Annotated in this window: 20 protein-coding genes; 9 read left to right on the forward strand and 11 right to left on the reverse strand. The window is 69.8% G+C overall.

The window, feature by feature from the left end:
• Nucleotides 1-20: 20 nt before the first annotated feature.
• The 5 genes from ACZ56L_RS04845 to ACZ56L_RS04865 all read right to left on the reverse strand — a co-directional run bounded on the left by ACZ56L_RS04845 (nucleotide 21) and on the right by ACZ56L_RS04865 (nucleotide 6166).
• Nucleotides 21-392 (reverse strand): STAS domain-containing protein, encoded by a 372-nt coding sequence (locus ACZ56L_RS04845; protein ID WP_471061544.1) that lies wholly within the window; start codon nucleotides 390-392, stop codon nucleotides 21-23.
• Nucleotides 393-760: 368 nt separating this feature from the next.
• On the reverse strand, nucleotides 761-2428 hold the full coding sequence (locus ACZ56L_RS04850; protein WP_471061547.1) for a catalase: 1668 nt from the start codon (nucleotides 2426-2428) through the stop codon (nucleotides 761-763).
• A gap of 884 nt (nucleotides 2429-3312) precedes the next feature.
• Nucleotides 3313-4002 (reverse strand): pyridoxamine 5'-phosphate oxidase family protein, encoded by a 690-nt coding sequence (locus ACZ56L_RS04855; RefSeq protein ID WP_401759682.1) that lies wholly within the window; start codon nucleotides 4000-4002, stop codon nucleotides 3313-3315.
• Nucleotides 3999-5183 carry a globin domain-containing protein gene (locus ACZ56L_RS04860; RefSeq protein ID WP_468684920.1) on the reverse strand — a complete coding sequence of 395 codons (1185 nt, stop codon included), beginning with the start codon at nucleotides 5181-5183 and terminating at the stop codon, nucleotides 3999-4001. Before ACZ56L_RS04860 ends, ACZ56L_RS04855 begins: the two co-directional genes overlap by 4 nt.
• A 590-nt stretch (nucleotides 5184-5773) precedes the next feature.
• Complete coding sequence (locus ACZ56L_RS04865) at nucleotides 5774-6166, reverse strand: hypothetical protein (RefSeq protein ID WP_471061552.1); 393 nt, start codon at nucleotides 6164-6166, stop codon at nucleotides 5774-5776.
• A gap of 431 nt (nucleotides 6167-6597) precedes the next feature.
• On the opposite strand from ACZ56L_RS04865, the gene ACZ56L_RS04870 reads away from it, so the two are divergent.
• The gene (locus ACZ56L_RS04870; protein WP_468684923.1) at nucleotides 6598-6867 is read left to right on the forward strand and encodes a hypothetical protein; all 270 of its coding nucleotides are present in this window, start codon (nucleotides 6598-6600) and stop codon (nucleotides 6865-6867) included.
• Between the two features lie 115 nt (nucleotides 6868-6982).
• Here ACZ56L_RS04870 and ACZ56L_RS04875 read toward each other — a convergent pair whose 3' ends face one another.
• Entirely contained in the window at nucleotides 6983-7561 is a 579-nt protein-coding gene (locus ACZ56L_RS04875; RefSeq protein WP_471061556.1) for a sigma-70 family RNA polymerase sigma factor, read from the reverse strand.
• Nucleotides 7562-7823: 262 nt separating this feature from the next.
• Here ACZ56L_RS04875 and ACZ56L_RS04880 point away from each other — a divergent pair, with 262 nt between their 5' ends.
• On the forward strand, nucleotides 7824-8153 hold the full coding sequence (locus ACZ56L_RS04880; RefSeq protein WP_471061559.1) for a beta/gamma crystallin domain-containing protein: 330 nt from the start codon (nucleotides 7824-7826) through the stop codon (nucleotides 8151-8153).
• A gap of 138 nt (nucleotides 8154-8291) precedes the next feature.
• Nucleotides 8292-8525, forward strand: a complete 234-nt coding sequence (locus ACZ56L_RS04885; RefSeq protein ID WP_471061562.1) for a hypothetical protein — start codon at nucleotides 8292-8294, stop codon at nucleotides 8523-8525.
• Nucleotides 8526-8991: 466 nt separating this feature from the next.
• Here ACZ56L_RS04885 and ACZ56L_RS04890 read toward each other — a convergent pair whose 3' ends face one another.
• Nucleotides 8992-9252, reverse strand: coding sequence for a hypothetical protein (locus ACZ56L_RS04890; RefSeq protein WP_471061565.1), 261 nt, complete (start codon nucleotides 9250-9252; stop codon nucleotides 8992-8994).
• A 109-nt stretch (nucleotides 9253-9361) separates the two neighbouring features.
• On the opposite strand from ACZ56L_RS04890, the gene ACZ56L_RS04895 reads away from it, so the two are divergent.
• The gene (locus ACZ56L_RS04895) at nucleotides 9362-9976 is read left to right on the forward strand and encodes a TetR/AcrR family transcriptional regulator (RefSeq protein ID WP_471061568.1); all 615 of its coding nucleotides are present in this window, start codon (nucleotides 9362-9364) and stop codon (nucleotides 9974-9976) included.
• A gap of 488 nt (nucleotides 9977-10464) precedes the next feature.
• Nucleotides 10465-10881 carry a hypothetical protein gene (locus ACZ56L_RS04900; protein WP_471061571.1) on the forward strand — a complete coding sequence of 139 codons (417 nt, stop codon included), beginning with the start codon at nucleotides 10465-10467 and terminating at the stop codon, nucleotides 10879-10881.
• Between the two features lie 160 nt (nucleotides 10882-11041).
• On the opposite strand, the gene ACZ56L_RS04905 is transcribed toward ACZ56L_RS04900, so the two are convergent.
• Entirely contained in the window at nucleotides 11042-11491 is a 450-nt protein-coding gene (locus ACZ56L_RS04905) for a hypothetical protein (RefSeq protein ID WP_471061573.1), read from the reverse strand.
• Between the two features lie 300 nt (nucleotides 11492-11791).
• Here ACZ56L_RS04905 and ACZ56L_RS04910 point away from each other — a divergent pair, with 300 nt between their 5' ends.
• The 3 genes from ACZ56L_RS04910 to ACZ56L_RS04920 all read left to right on the forward strand — a co-directional run bounded on the left by ACZ56L_RS04910 (nucleotide 11792) and on the right by ACZ56L_RS04920 (nucleotide 13227).
• Nucleotides 11792-12229 (forward strand): RICIN domain-containing protein, encoded by a 438-nt coding sequence (locus tag ACZ56L_RS04910; RefSeq protein WP_471061576.1) that lies wholly within the window; start codon nucleotides 11792-11794, stop codon nucleotides 12227-12229.
• A gap of 382 nt (nucleotides 12230-12611) precedes the next feature.
• Complete coding sequence (locus tag ACZ56L_RS04915; RefSeq protein ID WP_471061579.1) at nucleotides 12612-13034, forward strand: flagellin N-terminal helical domain-containing protein; 423 nt, start codon at nucleotides 12612-12614, stop codon at nucleotides 13032-13034.
• 70 nt (nucleotides 13035-13104) lie between these two features.
• Nucleotides 13105-13227 (forward strand): hypothetical protein, encoded by a 123-nt coding sequence (locus ACZ56L_RS04920; protein WP_471061582.1) that lies wholly within the window; start codon nucleotides 13105-13107, stop codon nucleotides 13225-13227.
• Between the two features lie 384 nt (nucleotides 13228-13611).
• Here ACZ56L_RS04920 and ACZ56L_RS04925 read toward each other — a convergent pair whose 3' ends face one another.
• Nucleotides 13612-13737, reverse strand: coding sequence for a hypothetical protein (locus ACZ56L_RS04925; RefSeq protein WP_471061585.1), 126 nt, complete (start codon nucleotides 13735-13737; stop codon nucleotides 13612-13614).
• Nucleotides 13738-14040: 303 nt separating this feature from the next.
• On the opposite strand from ACZ56L_RS04925, the gene ACZ56L_RS04930 reads away from it, so the two are divergent.
• Nucleotides 14041-14307 (forward strand): hypothetical protein, encoded by a 267-nt coding sequence (locus ACZ56L_RS04930; protein ID WP_468693232.1) that lies wholly within the window; start codon nucleotides 14041-14043, stop codon nucleotides 14305-14307.
• A 114-nt stretch (nucleotides 14308-14421) separates the two neighbouring features.
• On the opposite strand, the gene ACZ56L_RS04935 is transcribed toward ACZ56L_RS04930, so the two are convergent.
• Nucleotides 14422-15447: a helicase associated domain-containing protein gene (locus ACZ56L_RS04935; protein ID WP_471061589.1), complete on the reverse strand. Its 1026-nt coding sequence runs from the start codon at nucleotides 15445-15447 to the stop codon at nucleotides 14422-14424.
• An 88-nt stretch (nucleotides 15448-15535) separates the two neighbouring features.
• Complete coding sequence (locus ACZ56L_RS04940) at nucleotides 15536-18064, reverse strand: helicase associated domain-containing protein (RefSeq protein WP_471061591.1); 2529 nt, start codon at nucleotides 18062-18064, stop codon at nucleotides 15536-15538.
• Nucleotides 18065-18977 lie beyond the last annotated feature (913 nt).

Consider the following 18977-nt stretch of genomic DNA (forward strand, 5'->3'; position numbering starts at 1 on the left):
CCGGACCCGTCCGCGACCGGTCAGCCCGAGGTCTCCACCGCCTGCGCCGGAATCCGGTCCGGGCCGGGCATCACCCCGAGCGGCCCTTCCAGCCCCAGGATCCGCAGCGTGCGCAGCAGCAGCGGGCTGTCGACGACGACCCGTAACCGGCCGTTCCGCGCCAGGGCCTGGTTCCGGACCCGGCACAGCATGCCGATGCCTCCGCAGTCCAGAAAGCCCACCTGCCGCAGATCGAGCACCAGATCCGCCGCCGGCCTGTCGGCGAGACGCATCAGAGCGGGACCGAGCCGCATTCCGGCCCACAGGTCCAGCTCCCCGCTGAGCTCGACGACAGTGACCGTTCCGGCTTCCCGGACCTCGATCTCACAGAAAAGCCCAGAGTCCTCGCACATGATCCGCACCTCATCGCCCCAGGGCGCAAGCCGATGTGGCACGTGCAGTGCCACGCCGCTCAGGGACCCGCACCACAGGAAGGCTCCGGGTACTTCGACCGAGAGGCGGGCACGCCTGCGACCGACCGACGCCGCGCTGTGCCGGGAGCCGCCAGGGTCCCGAGCCGCCCCACCACTTCTGCCCTGGATTTACCCCCAGGGCCGGACCCCAACCTCGTTCGGTGACGCTCTGTGCAAGCTCTGTGGCCCCTTTCAGCCCGCTGTCACCTCCTGCCTCACAGGCACCGTGCGTGCCCCTCCGGCCGCGCCCGTTCTCACGCTCCGTGAGCGTTTCCGCGCGGGCGCGGGAGCCGGCTGCCGCGTCCGAGTCAGCGCGTGACCACGTGCCGGGTGTCAGGCACGCAGTGCGTCATCGTCAGCCCGGAGACGTCGCGCGGCGGGTTGTCGCCGAGGTGCTCCAGCCTCTTGAGGTCCTCGTCGGTGAGCGTCTGGCCGTCCAGCGGCTTGAGGTGGGACACGTCGGAGGGTGTGAGGCCGAGACCCTCGCCGACCCGCAGCCCGAGGTCGTTCTCCACCAGCAGGAAGTGCCAGACCATGCGCTCCTGGACCGCCCGGTCGCACTGGGAGATCAGGGAGACGAAGTTGTGCACCAGGTCGTCGCGCTCCCAGTCCTCCAGCAGCAGGTAGCGCTGTCCGGCCTGGAGGTAGTCGTTCGTGCGCGGAATCCGCTTGCGGGTGAGACGGCCCCGGATCTCAGGGCCCTGCTCGTCGTGCGTGGGGTACTGGGCCTCCCGCAGCCCGCCGGTGATCGACGGCTCGTAGTTGACCTCGGGGTTGTCGTTCCTGGCCCCGTTGTCGTACGCCATCGCGCCGTCGCGCTGGTTGGTGCGCACCTGTGCGTGCTTGGCCTGGTTGACGGGCAGCTGGAGGTAGTTGGGGCCGACCCGGTAGCGCTGGGTGTCGCTGTACGAGAAGGTGCGGCCGACCAGCATCTTGTCGTCGGAGAAGTCGAGCCCGTCCACGAGGACACCGGTGCCGAAGGCGATCTGCTCGTTCTCCGCGAAGTAGTTGTCCACCGTGCGGTCGAGCACCATGCGCCCCACCGGCCTCGGCGGGAATTCCTGCTCGGGCCAGGTCTTGGTGTCGTCGAGCGGGTCGAAGTCCAGCTCCGGGTGCTCGCCGTCCTCCATGATCTGCACGAGGAGTTCCCACTCCGGGTGGTCGCCCCGGCGGATCGCCTCGTACAGGTCCTTGGTGGCGTGGCCGAGTTCACCCGCCTGGACGTTCGCGGCGTCCTCCTCCGTCATGCTCCGCACGCCCTGCTTGGGCATCCAGTGGTACTTCACCAGGACGGTGCCGCCCGCCTCGTTCACCCACTTGTACGTGTTCACGCCGAAGCCCTGCATGTGCCGGTAGTCGGCCGGGATGCCGCGCGGGCTGAACAGGTTGACCAGCATGTGCATGCTCTCGGGGGTCTGCGACATGAAGTCGAAGATCCGCGCCGGCTTCTGCTCGTGCGAGACGGGGTCGGGCTTGAGCGCGTGGATGACGTCGGGGAACTTCACCGCGTCCCGGATGAAGAAGACCCCGAGGTTGTTGCCGACGAGGTCCCAGTTGCCGTCCTCCGTGTAGAACTTGACGGCGAATCCGCGCGGGTCGCGGGCCGCCTCGGAGGAGTCGCGGCCGCCGATCACGGTGGAGAAGCGGACGGCGACCTCGGTCTGCTTGCCGGCCTCCTGGAAGAGTTTGGCGCGGGTGTGGCGGCTGATCGGCTCGTCGCCCCACTTCCCGTACGCCTCGAAGCGGCCGTAGGCGGTGACTCCGCGCGCGTGGACGACGCGCTCGGGGATGCGCTCGCGGTCGAAGTGGCTGATCTTCTCCAGGAAGTGGTAGTTCTCCAGCGTCGCCGGGCCGCGGGCACCGACCGTGCGCTGGTTCTGGTTGTCGTAGACGGGGTGGCCCTGGCGGTCGGTGAGTGCCGGGCGGTCGGCGTTCGGGTCGTCCGCGGGCGTGCCCATGTTCGAAACGTCGGTCACGGTTTTCAGCTCCTCGGGTGGGGGTGCGTACCGAGTGCGGGCGGCTGCTTCGGGCGATCGTCGGGGCCGCGTACGGGCACAGGCGCACGCACCGGTACGCATGCACGAGGTTTCGGGGTACCCCGAAACCCCGCATTCCACACGGACGACAGGGCCGGGCGGGTGGGCGGCGAGCGGCGCGGGGCGGTTTCGACGGCCGCCCCGCGCCGCATCGGCCGAGCCGCGCCACCGGTGACGGCGCCCGCCGCCACCCGGTGGCCGCTGCCCGCCTCGGTCAGGAAGAACCCACTGGCGACAACCGCCCGCAGGACGGCCTTCGGCCAGAGGCCGGTTCAGGATGCTGTGGGTCCCGATCCGGTGCCGCACGACGTGGGGAAGTCCGGCGACCATCTCCTCGCCGTACGACCACGTCGGGCGCCCGTCCGGGGCCCGGGTGAGCTCGTAGACACCCGGCGCGCGGCGCACCCTCTTGATCCGTAGGCCGGGGCGGAACTGGCGGCCGGTGCGCAGGCCGGGGACGAAGGCGTCCAGGACGAGGCGGCGGAGCGCCGGCGCTGGGCGGGGGTGAGGTGCTGGAGGTCGGTGGTGAAGCGGGGGAGGGGCTCGAAGGTGGGCACGGTGGTCTCCTCCGGGCAGCACGACGAAGCCCCCGGCGGGTGCCGGGGGCTGTTGCAGGCGGTGCTCATTGGTGGTGGGCCGCGGCCTCGCTGCGCTCGGGCTCGCACCGGGTGAGGAAGTCACCGAGGCGCAGCTGCGGAACCTGTTCGGCGAGCGGGGCCGCCACCCGGACGCGGACCGGATCGGGGCCGACCGGCTCGCCGCGGGCGATTCCCCGAAGAAGGCATATCGGGCCGGCCGGTGCCGAAAGCGCGGCCGGGATCCGTTCAGTGTTCGTGCGAGCCGGTCAGGGGGAGCTCGGCCGCACGGGCGTGCGCGGGGCCGGCGGGTGCCGGGGCGGGTTCCGCCTCGCCGGTCGTGGGCGCCGCGACCGGTTCGGTGAAGTAGTCGGGGTCGCGGGGGCGGGCCCGGGTCAGCCGCAGGGGGCGGGGGGCCGGTTCGAGGTGCGGGATGTGCTTGGAGCAGTGCACGTACGCCTCGTGCAGGGTGATATACGTCCACAGCACTGCCTGCCGTCCCGGAGCGGGGTCGACGGGTATCCAGGGGTGGGCGGCGCGTAGCTCCTGTTCTCCGAGGAGCCGGGCGGAGCCGTTGACGTGCAGTCCGATGTGGTCGCGGGTGAAGTCCATGAAGAGCAGGCCGATGTGCGGGTTCTCGGTGATGTTCCCCGCGCTGGCGAGGACGCCGTTGCCGCGGTACTCGGGGTAGGCCAGGGTGTGCTCGTCCAGGACCGTGACGAAGCCGGGAGGGCCGGCGCGGAAGGTGGCGTCGCAGTGCCCGCGGGCGTCGGCGGTAGAGAGGAAGACCATGGACTGGCGGCCGATGAAGTCCCGCATGGGCGGGGTGAGGTGGGGGTGGACCTGCCGGTCGTAGAAGGCGTCGGCGCGCTCGCTGGTGCCCAGGTGGGCCTGGAGCAGGCGCTCTCCCTGCGAGGGGGCGGCGTCGGGATGGGTCACGGTGCGTCGGTCTCCTGGGCGGGTCGGGGCGGGGAGAGGGGAGCGTCGAAGAGCGGTGTGTCGAGCGGGTCGTGGTGGATGCGGGCTGTGGGCGTGCCCTGCTGAAGGAGGGTGTGCACGGCCGCGGTGACCATGCCGGGCGGCCCGCACAGGAATGCCTCGTGCTGGTTCCAGGGCCCGAACTCGCGCAGGACCTGCGGGAGTGTGCCCATCTGCCCGGGAATGTCCTCGTGGGAGACAGCCCCGCGGACGGACAGCCAGTGGTGACGCTGCGCCAGGCGCAGCATGTCGTCGAGGCCGTAGAGCTCCCGGGCGGTCCGCGCACCCACGAACAGGTCGGCGTACCGGCGCATGCCGGAGGCGGCCGCTTCCTCCAGCAGGGCGCGCATCGGTGCGAGCCCGGTGCCGCCGGCGACCAGCAGCAGGTCGCGGTCGCCCGCGGCCGCCAGGGTCATGTCACCCTGTGGGGGCCCCAGCCGTACCCGGTGTCCCGGGGTGGCGTGGTGGACGAGCGCGGTGCTGACCCGGCCCCGGTGGACCGCGCGGACGTGGAAGGTGAGTGTGTGGTCCGCACGCGGTGGGTGGGCGGGGGAGTAGTGCCGCCAGGTACGGGGGTACCAGGGCGTTTCCATGCTGACGTACTGCCCGGCGACATAGGGGTAGGGCAGGTCGGGCCGGACGGTGATCTCGGCGATGCCGTCCCCGCGGTGTACGTGGTGCACGACCTCGGCCTCCCAGGTGGCCGGCCGCAGGCGGGTGTCATCGGCGGCTGCCGCGGTCATCACCTGGGCGGCGACGGTGTAGGCATGTGTCCAGGCGGCGCCGACCTCGGCGTTCCACGCGGTTCCGGCGTAGCGGGTCAGGGAAGCCAGCAGGCATTCGCCGACGGCCGGGTAGTGCGCCTCCAGGGCCCCGAACTTGCGGTGGTCGCGCCCGAGCCGGGAGCAGAACCGTACGAGGTTGTCGACGTCGTCGACGAGATCGATGATGCGCAGCAGCCCGCGCAGCAGCCGGTCGCGCTGGACGTCCATATTGTCCGGGAAGAGCGTTCGTACGGCGGGATAACGGGCGAAGAGGACGGTGTAGAAGTAGACGGTCATTTCCGCCGCCCGGGGTGCGACCACCGCCAGGCTCGTGCGGATGAGGGAGATCTCCCGGTCCGTGAGCGGCGCGGACGTCACGACCGCCCCCTGGACGGTGCCGGGCGACGGTACGCCCCCCGCCGGAGGGCGGAGACGGTGTGCGGGAAGCCGGGCGAACCGCAGGACGAGCGGAGCTCCGGGCCTACCGGATGTGCTGACACGAAAACGTTCTCAATCGTCGGAGGGAGACTCATTCCACTTGAAGCCGCATGCGTCGAAAATGTGATCAGCGGACGAGTCATTGTGCACGGTGTCCGACGAAGTGGAACCTCCTACCCCGCAAGCCCGTTGGCAGCGGAGTGCCCTCGGGTGTCTTGGTGCTGGTCAGAGGCGTGAAGCCGGGCCGGAGGCGGGAACGGGGGTTCGGTCGTGGTGGCGGCGGGTCAGCCCGCCGCGGCGCGGCCCGTCCACCGTCGCCCGCCACCGGCACGCAGAACGCGGGAACGGGCCGGCACCCCGGCCGACCGTTCTACATGCTGAGACTTTCGGTTCCGCTTCGGCGCCGGAGGCCGATACCGACCGGGTGTAATGCCTCGTCACCCGGGTGCGTACCCACCCGGGTTCACCGACACGATCGTTGCCTCCGGGCATGTCCGCCGCCCTCTGCAGTCCCCGCGGGCCCCGGGAGCTCAGTCCTCCGGTTCCGTCAGTACGATCTCCAGCCGCTCCAGCCGCTCCAGCCGCTCCAGCCGCGCCGGCCGGGCGCGGACGCGAACGGCGGTGCGGTACTGGCCGACCGCGAGGACCGCGAAGACGCTTGCCGCGATGCCCAGGACGAGTTGTCCCCGGACCAGCATGACGGCGGTGGCCGGCACGGAGACCGCCAGGCCCGCCACCCAGCCCGCGCCCGCCCGCTGCCGGCCGATCCGGACCCGGATCAGTTCGGCCATGATCCGCCGGGCCCAGGGATCGGCCGGAATCCGTTCCTGCCGCACGTACCGCAGCAGCACCGCCGCCCGCCGCACGGACGCACCGGTCCTCTTCTGCAGACGCACCAGAATCCGGTCACTGGCGAGGGCCATGAGTACCGAAAGCACCAGGCCGAGCGGTATCCCCCCTGCCCAGCCCGTGATCCCCGCCGCCCAGCACAACCCGGCGGTCAGGGCGGACCCGCCGACTGTCACCAGCGCGAACTACGCGGGCCGCGTGTCGTGCCGGCGGCCCTCGACCTCCCAGTCGACATCGCTCGCCGACGAAGCCCCGGGGCCCGCCCCGGCCCTGAGCCGGGTATCGGTCCTGGAGCAGGCCCCGAGCCAGGTCCCGCATCGTGGCCGACGTCGCCATCGGGTCTCGCGCCGCTCACCGCACCGCTCCGTCCTTCGGGCTCGGGCACCCTGCCGCAGGCGGCTGGTACGGATCCGACGCGCCCCCGCCAACTCACCGTCCGAAAGCACGCGCAGCGGGCCGGCGGCCGGACCTGGCCAAAGTCGGTGCGCACGGGCAGGATCACGCCATGCCCGCGAGAAGAGACGAACTGCCCTTCCCCGTACCGATCGCCACCGTGGACACCGCCTCTCGTGACGGTGACTGGCATCAACGAGTGGTCTACTGGTCGGACCAGAAACCTTCATTGCCGGCCGCGTTCTCCTCCCTCTCCGTGAACGCCGCCGCGGACGGAGCCGACGAGGTTCTGGGGGTCAAGGCGGAATGGGCCGGGGGCAGCAGTCGGCACGCCGGGTGGTACGCGTACGGCACGGCGGTGTGGTACCAGGAGGGAACCTGACCGACGCCGCACGCTCTGGCGCGGACCGCGTGCGCACCGACCACTTCCGGGCCGACCGGACAGGACCGGCCCGGCGACGTCGCCGCCCACGAGCCGGTTCACCGTGCCGCCGCGGCTACTTCGCGCGCACACCTTGCTTCTCCAGCGCCCCGCGCAGCGCGCGCACGGCGTAGAAGGCGCGGCTCTTGACGGTGCCCGGCGGTATGCCGAGGTGCTCGGCCGCCTGGGCGACGCTGCATTCCAGGGAGTACATGAGGCGGATGACGGCCCGCTGCTGCTCGTTCAGTTGCCGCAAAGCCTCCAGCACCGCGTGGGAGGTGATCGAGGATTCCGTGGTGTCCCAGGAGGTGTCCAGGTCCTCGGCCGTGAACTCCAGCGGCCGGATCTGCTGGCCCCGGTGATGGTCGATGACGAGGTTCCTCGCCACCGTGTACAGCCACGGCCGGATGTGCTCCTGCCGGGTGCGCAGGAACCTGGCGTGCTTCCAGGCGCGGGCCGCGGTCTCCTGGAGGATGTCCTGCGCCTTGTGCCAGTCGCCGTCCAGCTGTCGCGTGACGTACTGGAGGATTAGCGATTCGTACCGGTCGTAGATGTCGCGTACGAAGGCGTCGCAGTCGGTGTCCGGTACGACGTGGTGGGCATGCGTCCGTTTCGGGGCGAGGGGAGTGGTCCCCGCTGCCATGAGCTCGTTCATGTGTCGCACCCGTTCCTGTTCAAGTGTGCTGCTGCGGCGTGCTCTTCCCGCACGAGCGGGTGAACGGCTCCACATTTGCCGGGCCCCCTTCGCTGCACCTTGTCGTCTCCTTGTCGTGCCCTTCGGCGCGCGGCGGGGGACCGGAGCCAGGCCACCAGCCGCCGCCACCTCCAGGTGAACCGGAGCGCCCTCCACCTCGTTCAGCGGACCGAACGGTGTTGCTCGCCGACACCCCGACTCCAGTGGAAGGAACACCTCACTCATGAAGCGCACCATCTCCCGGCTCGGCCTGGTCCTGGCAGTGGGAGCCACGACGGCTCTCGTGTCCGTCTCCCCGGCTGCCGCGGTCAACCAGACGGCCTGCGGCGACCGTACGGACCTGGTCAAGGTGTGGTTCGACGGCGGCAGGACCGCGTGCTTCGCCAACGCGGGCGTCATGGCTCCGGGACTGCCCCGGGTTTCGCGCGTCATCTCCGGCAACAACCACGTCGAGATACTTCTCGGCGATCATGTGCGGGTCCTGCCCAAGTGGTCGGGCATCCGCGACGTGGAGGGGCTCGGCGCGACGCTGCACATCCTGCAGATCCGCTGACCCGGCGGGCGGTCGCCGGCGCGCGGACGACGTACCGCGCGCCGGCCGTGCCGAGGACGGCAGCTCAGCCGGCGCTCCGCCCCTCCCTCACGGCTGGCCGACCCCGAGCCGGAGCCCGGTCGCGGGGAGGCGATCGACATGACGGCGCTGCGGGCCCTGCGGAAGTCCCGCACGGACCTGGAAGCCCTCGATCTCACCGCCACCCGGCTGCGCCGCATCCGGGAGGCGGCCACCAAGACGGTCAACGACTCCCGTGCCCGCGCGAACCGCCACACCGCACAGGCCGACGCCGCCGCGGTGCGCCCGGACGACCAGCAGGCGCACCGCCCACAACAACCCGGACCACACCGCGGCCGGGAAGCCGGCCACTGAGTGGACCCGATGGCGCCCACCCGGTGCGGTGGAGCCCATCGTTGGAGAGTGGACGACACCGTGAGGGGCACCCACCCCACCGGGTGGAGGCCACCGAGTGGAAGTGGACGACCTCAACGGGCGTGGGGCCGCATATCCACCCGGTGCATTTGTCTTTGACCTGGGCTCAGGTCAAGGAGAAACGCACCGTCTTCATCCGGTCCACCGCACCGCTTCCACCCGGTGCGCGCACCACTCCCGCACGCCCCCCCGCACCATCACGCCGAGTGGAGGCGCACCGCGCCGGTGCGGTGCGTTCCACCGCGCTGGTGCGCGTCGGGCGTGGGTTATGGGCGCGCGGTCATGGACTGCATGGTGCGGGCCCGCTCCAGGTGTGCGTCGTGCATGGTCTCCAGGCAGTCCGATGCCGTGATCACTCCCGCCGTCCTCCGAGGCATCCCAACGCGTCGGCCAGGCCGAAGACCCCTCACGCGCGATGATTCGCTTGCCTCCGCGCATGGTGAGCGCGCGCCGCCGTACCCAGCAGGACTACACCCGCGAAGCCGATCAGGAGTGTTGTCCACTCGGGCATATGAGCTGCCCGCAGGAGGCCAGCGACACCGAAGCTCGTATTCCACCTGGCTTCCGTGATGGCCGAGCCGAAACCCTGGACAACGAGGATGGTGCCGAACAGCCACAGCAGTCCTTCGCCTGAGCTGCTTTTCGACCTCTTGAGCTGCTTTGCCATGGGTGGCTTCCCCTCTCGGCGTAGACACATCGTTCTGATGCGTTCGCATCACATCGTGCAGTGCGATCGGGATATGATGCAAGTGCATCGAAAAAAGAAGGAGCAGACCGTGCCCAAGCAGGTCGATTACGAGGACCGGCGCCAGCGCATCGCCGACGCGGTCTGCACCCTGATCGCATCCTCCGGAATGGAGGCTGTCAGCCTCCGCGATGTCGCCGCCCAGGCCCACGTGTCCATGGGTGCCGTCCAGCGGTGCTTCCGCAACAAGCAGGACATGCTGCTCTTCGCCCTGGAGCACATCACCCAATATGTCAGCGAACGTGCCGACCGGCGCATCGCCGCCACCTCCACCCCCGAGGCCGCTTCGACTCTGCTCTCCCACACCCTGGCCGAAATCGCCCTGCTCGACGAGGGATCGACGAAACAGGCCCACGTCTGGCTGGCCTTCGTCGCCCAAGCCCCTGCCAGCGAGAAACTGACCGCGGTGCTGCACGAGACCTACGCCAAGCTCCACGACCTCGTCGTATGGCTCATCCGCTACGGCCAGGACACCCAGGAAGTTCGCCAGGACCTCGACCCGGACCTTGAGGCGCAAACGCTCCTCGCCCTGGCCGACGGCCTCACGGCCCACGTCCTGGCAGGCCATCACACCTCGACTGCGGCGCTGGCCGTCCTCCAACACCACATCGATCGTCTGCTGGAAGATCCGCCCGCCTGTAGCTGACACCTTCAGCCAACGTCATCCGCCGAACCAATTCGTTGCAGAACACCGTGTATGAGCCGCAGCGCCCAGAGCGGAAGTGCACAACACATTGTTCTGCGAGCCACCAGGCAGACGACGGCTGACAGAGCCACATCGCGGACGAGATTAGTGACGGTGCCGCGCTGATGACCGAGCGCGGGCAGTTCGGCGATGGCGGCCGCGCTCTGTACGACCCTCGGCCCAGCGAGCGGAACCGTTGGGACTGGTCGGGCGACTCTCCCTGATGCCGGGGCCGGGCGGCGCCCGGCACCCGCCGCCGGCCAGCTTGTGCGGCACGGGAAGGCTGTCTCCAGCGCCACCGGGCCCGCCATGACGGCTGCGGGTGCGGGCTTGTCATGGAGGACGTTCGTGAGGGCCGCCTCCTGGGTGTAGTTGTGGAAGCGCTCGTACGCCCCGTCCGATGCCAGTAGCCGGCCACGGTTTCCAGCGGGAAAGATAGGATTTCGGGCATGGGTATGAGGTCGCTGATCGAGGACTTGGCGGGGGAAGCCGACGGGCTTCTCCGTGACGGGGTGTGGGTCCTGACACCCGAACATCGCGCGGTGGTCGCGAAGGCCGCCCTGGACCTGGAGGCGGCCGTCGGCGCGCCTGAGGACCAGGAGGCGCTGGCGTTGATCGACCGTCTGGAGCACCTGCGGGAGGCCATCGCCGCTCTGGCCATCGCTCTCGCTCACGTCCACGGCCACACGGCCTGGTTCCTCGGCGCAGCCGCCACCGCCCTCACACCCGTCCTGCACTGGCGCGCCCTGCCCGCCGAAGACCCTCACACCTTCGGTGCGGTCTCGCCGTCCCCTCAGCAGTACGCGGAAGCCGAGGACGCAGTCCGCACACTCCAGAGCGCCCTTGCCCGCATCGCCTCCGCCTGAACTCATACCGTTCCACCGGTGACCGCACCGAGTCCCCTGCTCCTGCCGCGGGGCGTACCACTCGTTCCCCACCGCACTCACGCCGCACTCCGCCTGGCGGTGTCCGCCACCCCTCACATCCCTCTGCCTGTCGAGCTTCGCCCCGTACCAGAGCACCGGTTCACAGCACTTCGGCGATGCCCCACGGGCCGCAGAGATCGTTGAGCCACCGGTCGGGCAGCTCCCCGTCCCACCCCATGGCCAGAGCGAAGCGGGCCGCCGTCAACCGTTCCAGCGCGATCAGTGACACCGGGTGCGCGAGCAGCTCGTGCCGCCCGTGCTTCGCGATCGCCGACTGCGGCCCGTAGTCCGCGAACAGCCGCACCAGCCGCTCCCGGGAGGTGTCCACGAACTCCTCCAGCCGGCCCGGGTACGTCTCCCGCTCCGCCTCGGGGATCACCGACCACAGCACGGGCAGGACGTCCCCGGTCATCCCGGCGTCGAAGCGCGCGTGCACCGCGAACTCCGCGTACGACTGCACCGCGGCCGCCAGCACCGCAACAGCGGCCCCCTCCCGCACCTCTTCCGCCGCCCGCTCCACCGGTCCGCTGGTGTACGCATCCGTGGTCATCGTGCCGCCGCCTTCTTCGCCGTCGTCCACCGCATTCCCAGCGCGTCCAGCTCGGCCCGGCGTCCCGAACGGCATCGATGTCGCCTGCGTGGCGGTGCCTTCGGGCGGGCATGGCGGACGTACGCGATCGGGGCGGGAGGGTTCTGGCGGCTCCCTGAGAGTGCGTCGTGTGCCCCCTCCACGAGTGGTTTGGCTCATCTCCCTCACGCTGCCCGTCCGATGACTGGAGCGGCTTGGGCTTCCAGGTCCGGTGCCGTTGCCAGTGCGGGAAACACTCCGCCGTGCATGCAGGAGGTCAAAGTGATCGGCAAGACGAGCAGGAGGCTGTGGCGGTCGGTGGCCACGGCAGCCGCAGCGGCGGCAGTCGTGTCCTGTCTGGCGGGAGTGCCGCAAGCCACCGCGACATCCAAGGTTTCCAGCCCGGACGACATCGTGCGGATTTATCAGATCAGGACGTTCGCGGACAAGTGCCTGACGGTCAAGGCTGAGAGCACGGCGGACAGCGTGCCGATCGACCAGTACCGGTGCGTGGGCCTCGAATCTCAGAAATTCCGCCTCCTCGCGCCCGAATGGCTGGGGAAGATCGTGACGTTCGCGGACAAGTGCCTGACGGTCAAGGCTGAGAGCACGGCGGACAGCATGCGGATCGACCAGTACCGGTGCGTCGACGGCCTCATCTCGCAGCGCTTCGGCATGCACTGGATCGCAACCGGCAAGTGGCCCCCGTCCGGCCGTTGAACCAGGAAGGGCACTGGTGAGGAGGGGCCGCGCTGTCTCCGGCGCGCGGCCCCTCCCTTTCAGTTGGCTTCGCCCTCGATCGCGGTGTTGACGCCCCACCGTCCATGCACGCGGAGTGTGGAGCGTGCCGGCCCCGGGCGTACGGCGGCCCACATGACGGCGTTTGGCTCGCTGTCCCACAGGAAGTCGGCGGCAGGCAGGGCGACGCGTTCGTTTCGGGGCGCCCGAGGACGGAGCGTAGAAGAAGGAGGGGCCTCGGAGCGGTGGTTACCTCTTAAAGGTTAAGTACCGGCCACCATGCCGGAAACACGCATTGCGTGGCACTGCGTAGTGAAAGGCTCCCGTCTGGTTGGCAATGTGTCGGCCACAGGAGGGAAGCAGCATGGCGGACGCAAACAGGGCGCACAAGAACGCAAACGACGGCATCTCTATGGCTCAGACCGCCGAGGGCGCGATGCAGGAGCAGACCAACATCCTCCAGCGTGGGAAGACCGTGACAGCTGCCGAGCCCGCCGGCGAGGAGCAAGCACCGTTCGAGGTCATCGATGTCAGCGAGGTCAAGCCCGAAGACATCGGCACACTGAGCCTGCGCTACACGGACGGAACGCCTGCGCTGGTCATCACCGGAGGAACCGCCATCCCGCAGAGCCTCGCGGTTATCGACGGGTCGGGCACCCCCGTCGCGGTCTACACCCTCGCTCCCGCCCCTGCTCTGCAGGCCAGAGATCAGGGATCATCCAAGCTCACCATCTACGGAATCGTGGACATGTCCGTGACCGGCGAGACGAACAGCACCGGCAGCTGAGCACAGCGATTTTGCGCGCCCCGGCGAGGACAGCTGACCTAGTCACTGTCCTCGCCCACCAAGTCGCCTCGTGCTGGCTGCGAGCGCCAGCTCCAACGGCGATCCGCAGGCCCTGGTCGACACCGTGATCCACGCGCAGATCGACTCTGACGGTCACGCCGTCGTCCAGCAGGGCGGCCCTGCTCCCTGGTGAAAGAGATCAGCCAGGGGACCAGCGGGAGGTGGACGCCGGGTCGGCAGCCGCTTCGGTTTTGCTTGGTCGTGTCGGGGTGGTGGTGGGGGGTAGCTGGTCGGCATGAGGCCGGTGACGAAGTACGCGCTTATTGCCTTAGGTGTGTGGGTGGCCGCAGCGGCCGTTTTGCTGTGGAGAGGCAATACGCCGTGGTGGATGGCTGTCGTGGTTGCTGGTGCGCCCGCGTCTGGGGTGTTCAGTCTCAGCTTGCTTCGACGTCAGTGGGATCAGGCTTTGCAGGACGGGAAGAACCGCCCACGCGGGTGAGAAGGCGCTCTACATACCCGCTCATTTCCAGTGGGGCGGGCACCCGCTCCACTGGCCTGCTGGTGTACGCATCCGTGCTCATCGCGCCGCTGCCTTCTTCACTGTCGTCCACCGCATCCCCAGCGCGTCCAGCTCGGCCCGGCGTTCGGCGGGGAGCTTGTCGGCGCGTTTGCGGATGTTGTCCAGGACCATCCCCAGCTTCACGTCCACTACTCCAAGGCCGTCAGCACTGCTCTGAGCGCCTCCCGGCCCGCTGTGCACCTCCACGGACTCCACAATGCTTCCTCGGCACCCGTAGGTGCCCCTCGCGGGCGTGTAACGCCTTCGCCGCCGCGAGGTTGAGCAGCCACCTGTCGTCCTGCGTCCGCCGCACGCCAGCCGCTGGTACCACTCGCCGAAACAGCATCCACAAATCGTCCGGCACCAGCCGCTCAACAAGATCCGTCACACACCACTCAACAACCAACAAGCGCCCTAACAACGACTTCTTAGTGCGATCATCACCACATGAAGATCGTTCTGCGTCGCATCAGTGCGGTGGTTGTTCTGCTCGTCGGCATGTCCCTCGCCGTGTGGGCCATCATCGGACCGCCCCAGGACTGGACGGGCAGCATGTGGTGGGCTCGTGCGGGACTGTGTGCGGCAGGCTTCGGACTGGTACTCCTCAGCGCGCAGCTGATGTTCCCGATCAACCGCAAGAAGGACAGGGATGCCGACCGGGACCCAACGTCCGCATGGGGATCCCTGGCCGGGCCGCTGGACGATCTCTTCTAAATGGCCGGGGCGGGTGCGGGCGGCGTACGAGTCTCCGGCCAGCGGCGTCCGCAGCACCCTCCCGCACCTCCTCCGCTGCCCGGTCCACCGGCCTGCTGGTGTACGCATCCGTGCTCATCGTGCCGCCGCCTTCTTCACTGTCGTCCACCGCATCCCCAGCGCGTCCAGCTCGGCCCGGCGTTCGGCGGGGAGCTTGTCGGCACGCTTGCGGATGTTGTCCAGGACCATCCCCAGCTTCACGTCCACTACTCCAAGGTCGCCAGAGCCGCTCTGAACGCCTCCCGGCCCGCCGTGCGACTCCACGGTCTCCACGTGCTTCCTCGGCACCCTCAGGTGCCCCTCACGGGCGTGGAAGGCCTTCGCCGCCGCGAGGTTGAGCATCCACTTGTCGTCCTGCGTGCGCTTCACCGGCCGCTCCGACTCCTCCGCCGGCTCCAGCCCGAGGGCGTTCTCCAGCAGCCACTGCTGCGCGGGCAACAAGGCGTCCCACCCGAACCGGCACCCTTGTACCCACCGTCCGAGGTCCTCGCCCTGGATGACGACATCCCCGGCCCCCATCGGCATGCTGCCGCCGTACTCCAGGTGGTTCTGTACCAGCCGCAGGCACCGCTGCCAGCCCGCGTCCCATGCCGGGCACCAGCCGGGGTCGATCTCATCAAGAGCGTCCCGCCGCTCCTGCGACAACCCACCCGTGGCCACCCCGTCGGGCAGCCCGGCCTCCAGCTGCTCCGCCTGCTGTGCGCGGGCGTCCGCGAGCCGGGCCGCCGTGCGCAGGTTCTTCGCCCACGTCCCGATGGGGTACTCATCCCACACCGCGGTGGCCGGCGGCAGGAAGTGCCCGTGCTCGGCAGCCCAGCGGCGGGCCACGGCGAGCCCTTCCTCGAAGGCATGGTCCTGGTGCGCCCATACCACCCCGAGCTTCTCCAGCTCTCGCACCCGCTCCACCGCCAGGTCACCGGCCCGGTAGTCCTGGCGCTGCTTCTTGAGCCAGGTCCCCAGCGGGAAGGAGCCCGACGCCCAATCCGCGGGCGTGACGTAGTCGTACGGGATCTTCAACTCGCCGTTCTTCGCGACCTCTTTCGCGTACTGCACCGCGGCCGCGAGCCCGGACCGCCAGTAGTCGGTCTCCGGATGCAGCACCCGCAACGCCACGAACCGGGCGACGTCTCGGCGGCCGGGGTTCGCGTGATGCGCCAGCTGGTGCGCGGCGCGGTGGGGACGAGTGCCTTTACGTCCACCGCATGCCGATTGTGGACAGTTGCTCGACCCGCTCAGGGGACAGCCCAGCGGCCCTGCTGCGTTGGTTGTTGACCCACGCCCCGAGCCGGTACTGGTCCTCCCGGCCGCCGTCTTCGGCGAGCACGGTCTCCACGTGCTTGCGCGGGACCCTGAGGTGGCCCTCGCGCTCGTAGAACTGCCGGGCGGCGGCAAGGTGGGCATTCCATTTGTCGGCCTGTGTACGGGGCCGTCGCGGCTTCTCGTCCTCGCTGGCGGGTGTGATCCCGAGGACCTGCTCGCACATCCACTGCTGCACGGTGGTGAGCTGGTCCCAGCCGTACCGGACCGACTGCACCCACCGCCCGAGGTCCTCGCCCTGGCGTAGGACCTCGCCCGCCCCGGTGGGCAGCGCTTCGCCCGCGTTCAGGTGCATCCGCACGAGGTGGAAGGCACGCTGCCATTCCACCGGCCAGGCCGGGCACCACGAAGGGGCGATCTCATCGAGCTGCTCGCGCCGGCCCTCCGTCAGTGCTCCGGCCAAGGACCCCACGGTCAGTCCCTCGGCAAGCCGCTGCTCGACCTCGATCGCCTTCCTCGCTGCGGCCCGTGCGTTCTTCAGCCAGATACCCACCCGGTATCCCTGGAAGGTGGCGTCCAGCGGGGCCAGGAGGTGCCCGTGTTCGGCGGCCCACCCTCGCGCGGCGGAGAGGCCTTCCTCCCACGCGACGTCGTAGTGCGACCAGATCATGCCGAGCTTCTCCAGCTGGGCGACGCGTTCCTCGTCCATGTCGCCGCGGGCGTAGAACCGGCGGGCGTCGGCGGTCCACTGCCCGAGCGGGAACCCGGCGAGCGAAGCCGGCCACCCGGCCTCGTCGGCCTCCTGGCCGTCGACGGCAGCGGGCACCCGGAACGTGAACGGCACGCGGAGGTCGCCGTGCTCGCGGGCGTAGATGACAGCGGCCTCCACCCCTCGCCGCCAGTGCTCGTGCTCCGGGTGGAGGACCCGCAGGTTGATGAACGCGGCCAGCTGCGCCGGGTCGCGGGGCGTGGAAAACTTCAGCAGCGCCTTGGCGGGGCCGCTGACACCACCGGAACCCTCGCCGCTCCCGCCCGTGCTCGTCCCGTTCTCGTCCTTGCTGACGGGCTGGTAGCGGCTCGGGGCCTGCTGCTCCGCGAGGCTCTCCACGATCCGCGCGTCGTGCGCCCGCAGCGCCTCCAGCAGCTTCGCCAGCCCGCCGAACGCCCGACTCGTGAGCATGTTGTCGGCTGTCTCGCCCGGCCCGAGCAGGACCGGGACGACCAGGCTGGCCATCTTGCCCTCGCCCGGCTGCATCCGCAGCGCCCGGCCCACCGCCTGGACGAGGTCGGGCATGGAGCCGCGTACGTCCGCCCAATAGACGGAGTCGCAGGTCTTGGTGTCGATGCCCTCGCCCAGGACTTTCACCGAGCTCAGGGAGCACTTCTCCACGACGGTGCCGTCCGTGGCGATCCCGGCCGCGAACTCCCCGAGGAGCCGGCGGCGGTGGAGCGGCTTGTGGTCGCCGCACAGCCAGTCCGCCCAGATCGTCTTCGGGTACAGCTCCGGATCGGATGCGTGCAGCTGCTCGGCGACGTCGGGAAGACCGGCCGCGAACGCCTCAGCCTCCTTCACCACGTGGTGGAAGACGAGCGTGCGCCGGAAGCCCTCCTCCGCGGACGCCTTCACCAGGGCGGTCTGCAGCGCGGCGAGCCGGGCCCCGCGCACCTCCTCGGACCGCGACTCCGCGCCCAGGAGCTGCGCGGCTTGGAGAGCCGTGTCGGTGACGTCGACGCAGACGACCTGGTAGGGGGCGCAGATTCCCCGGTCGATCGCCTCCGAGAGGGTCAGGGTGAAGCAGCGGCTGCCGAACGGGCCCTCGGGGTCGTCTTCCATGCTTGCGACCAGCTCGCCCGGGGTGTCAGCCTCGTCCTCGTCCCCGAGCTGCCAGAGCCGGGGCGTAGCCGTCATGTACAGGCGGCGCAGGGCCGGGATCTTCTGGTTGTCGTGGACGACCGCCCACGGCTTCCCGATCCGGCCCGAAACGCGGTGGGCCTCGTCCACGACGATCAGGTCCCAGGCTGCAAGGCCCCCGGCGTGCGCCCGCTCCAGCGTGCCGAGGCCCAGGGAGGCGTACGTGGCGTAGACGGTGACCTTGTCCAGGCCCCGAGTCCACTCCACCAGCTCGTCCACGTCCGTGGTGTTGGGGAAGGACACCTCCTCACCCCGCAGCGAGGACACCCCGATCATCGGCCCCCGGCGGCCGCCTTCGCGCCACGCGGCCTCGGTCTGGGCGAGCAGGTCCAGCGAGGGCATGAGCACCAGGACGCGGCCCGCGTGGAGCTCCTCCGCGCTGCGGACCGCCATCCGGGTCTTCCCGGACCCGGTCGCCATGATCACCTGCGTTCGAAGCCCCCGCTCGGGCACGAGCGATCGTGCAGGCAGTTCGAGGGCGCGCACGACCGCGTCAATGGCTTCCCGCTGAGCTGCCTCGCGCTGGTCAACGCGGTCTGTGCTCGACATATTCGCCTGCCTTCTCCTGGGGTGCCACCCGGTCGATGCGAGCGGCGGGAAACGGGAAACCTGCACGCAGGGGAGCCGCGAGGGCTACGGTTGGACGGATGCGATCGGCTCGGTGCTCTGCCTCACCAGAGCACCGGCAAGGCCGGATGATGGATCTCGATATCGCTCCGGAGGGGTCCGGGGTGGTGGGCTCTGAGTCCATACCTTATCAACCCTCAAAAAAGAAACACACAGAACTGAGGATGCTTTCAGCCGTGGATGCATGTACCGCGTAGGCCGATCAGGGGCATGGAGATGCGCGTTGCGGGAAGCACGCTGCCATGAGAAGAGATCAGGGGCACTGGTTCCTAGGCAAAGGCACGACTCCGAAGCAACTCAAGGCCTACGTATGGGTGTTCGCTGTGTTCGCCATCCTCGAGCTGGCAACATTCCTAATAACGGCGACGGGAGAGGACCCGAACACGTGGACCCTGATCCTGACAGGGCTCGGATCAGTCCTCTTCCCAACCATGTTGTTCCTGACACTGCACTATCTGCGCGACATGAAAGACCCGAAAACGTAGCGGACGGATGCTCACCGACCGCCACCCCCTCTCCCCCTGCTACTGCTTGTGGCCCGGGCCCCGGGGGTGGGCCGCGCGGAGCGTGGCGCACCTGGCCGGTGGGGGAGTGGGGCCCGCACCCGGGGTGGCTGGAGCGCAGCGAAGGCCACGGGTCGGACCGGAGGCCGGCCGCCGGGGCGCGGAGCGGCCCGGTTTCCCTGGGCTCCTGGAGCGGAGCGGAGGGAGCCGCCCGGCTGCGCCGGGCTGGCAGGGCGCGGAGCGCCCTGCGTCCGCTCACGCGGAGCGGGAGCGGGAGGGGCGCAGCCCCTCCGCTTTCTTGCGCGCAGCGCAAGGGGACCCGCTCCGCGGGG

It is taken from the genome of Streptomyces sp. NPDC039736 (assembly GCF_055596485.1).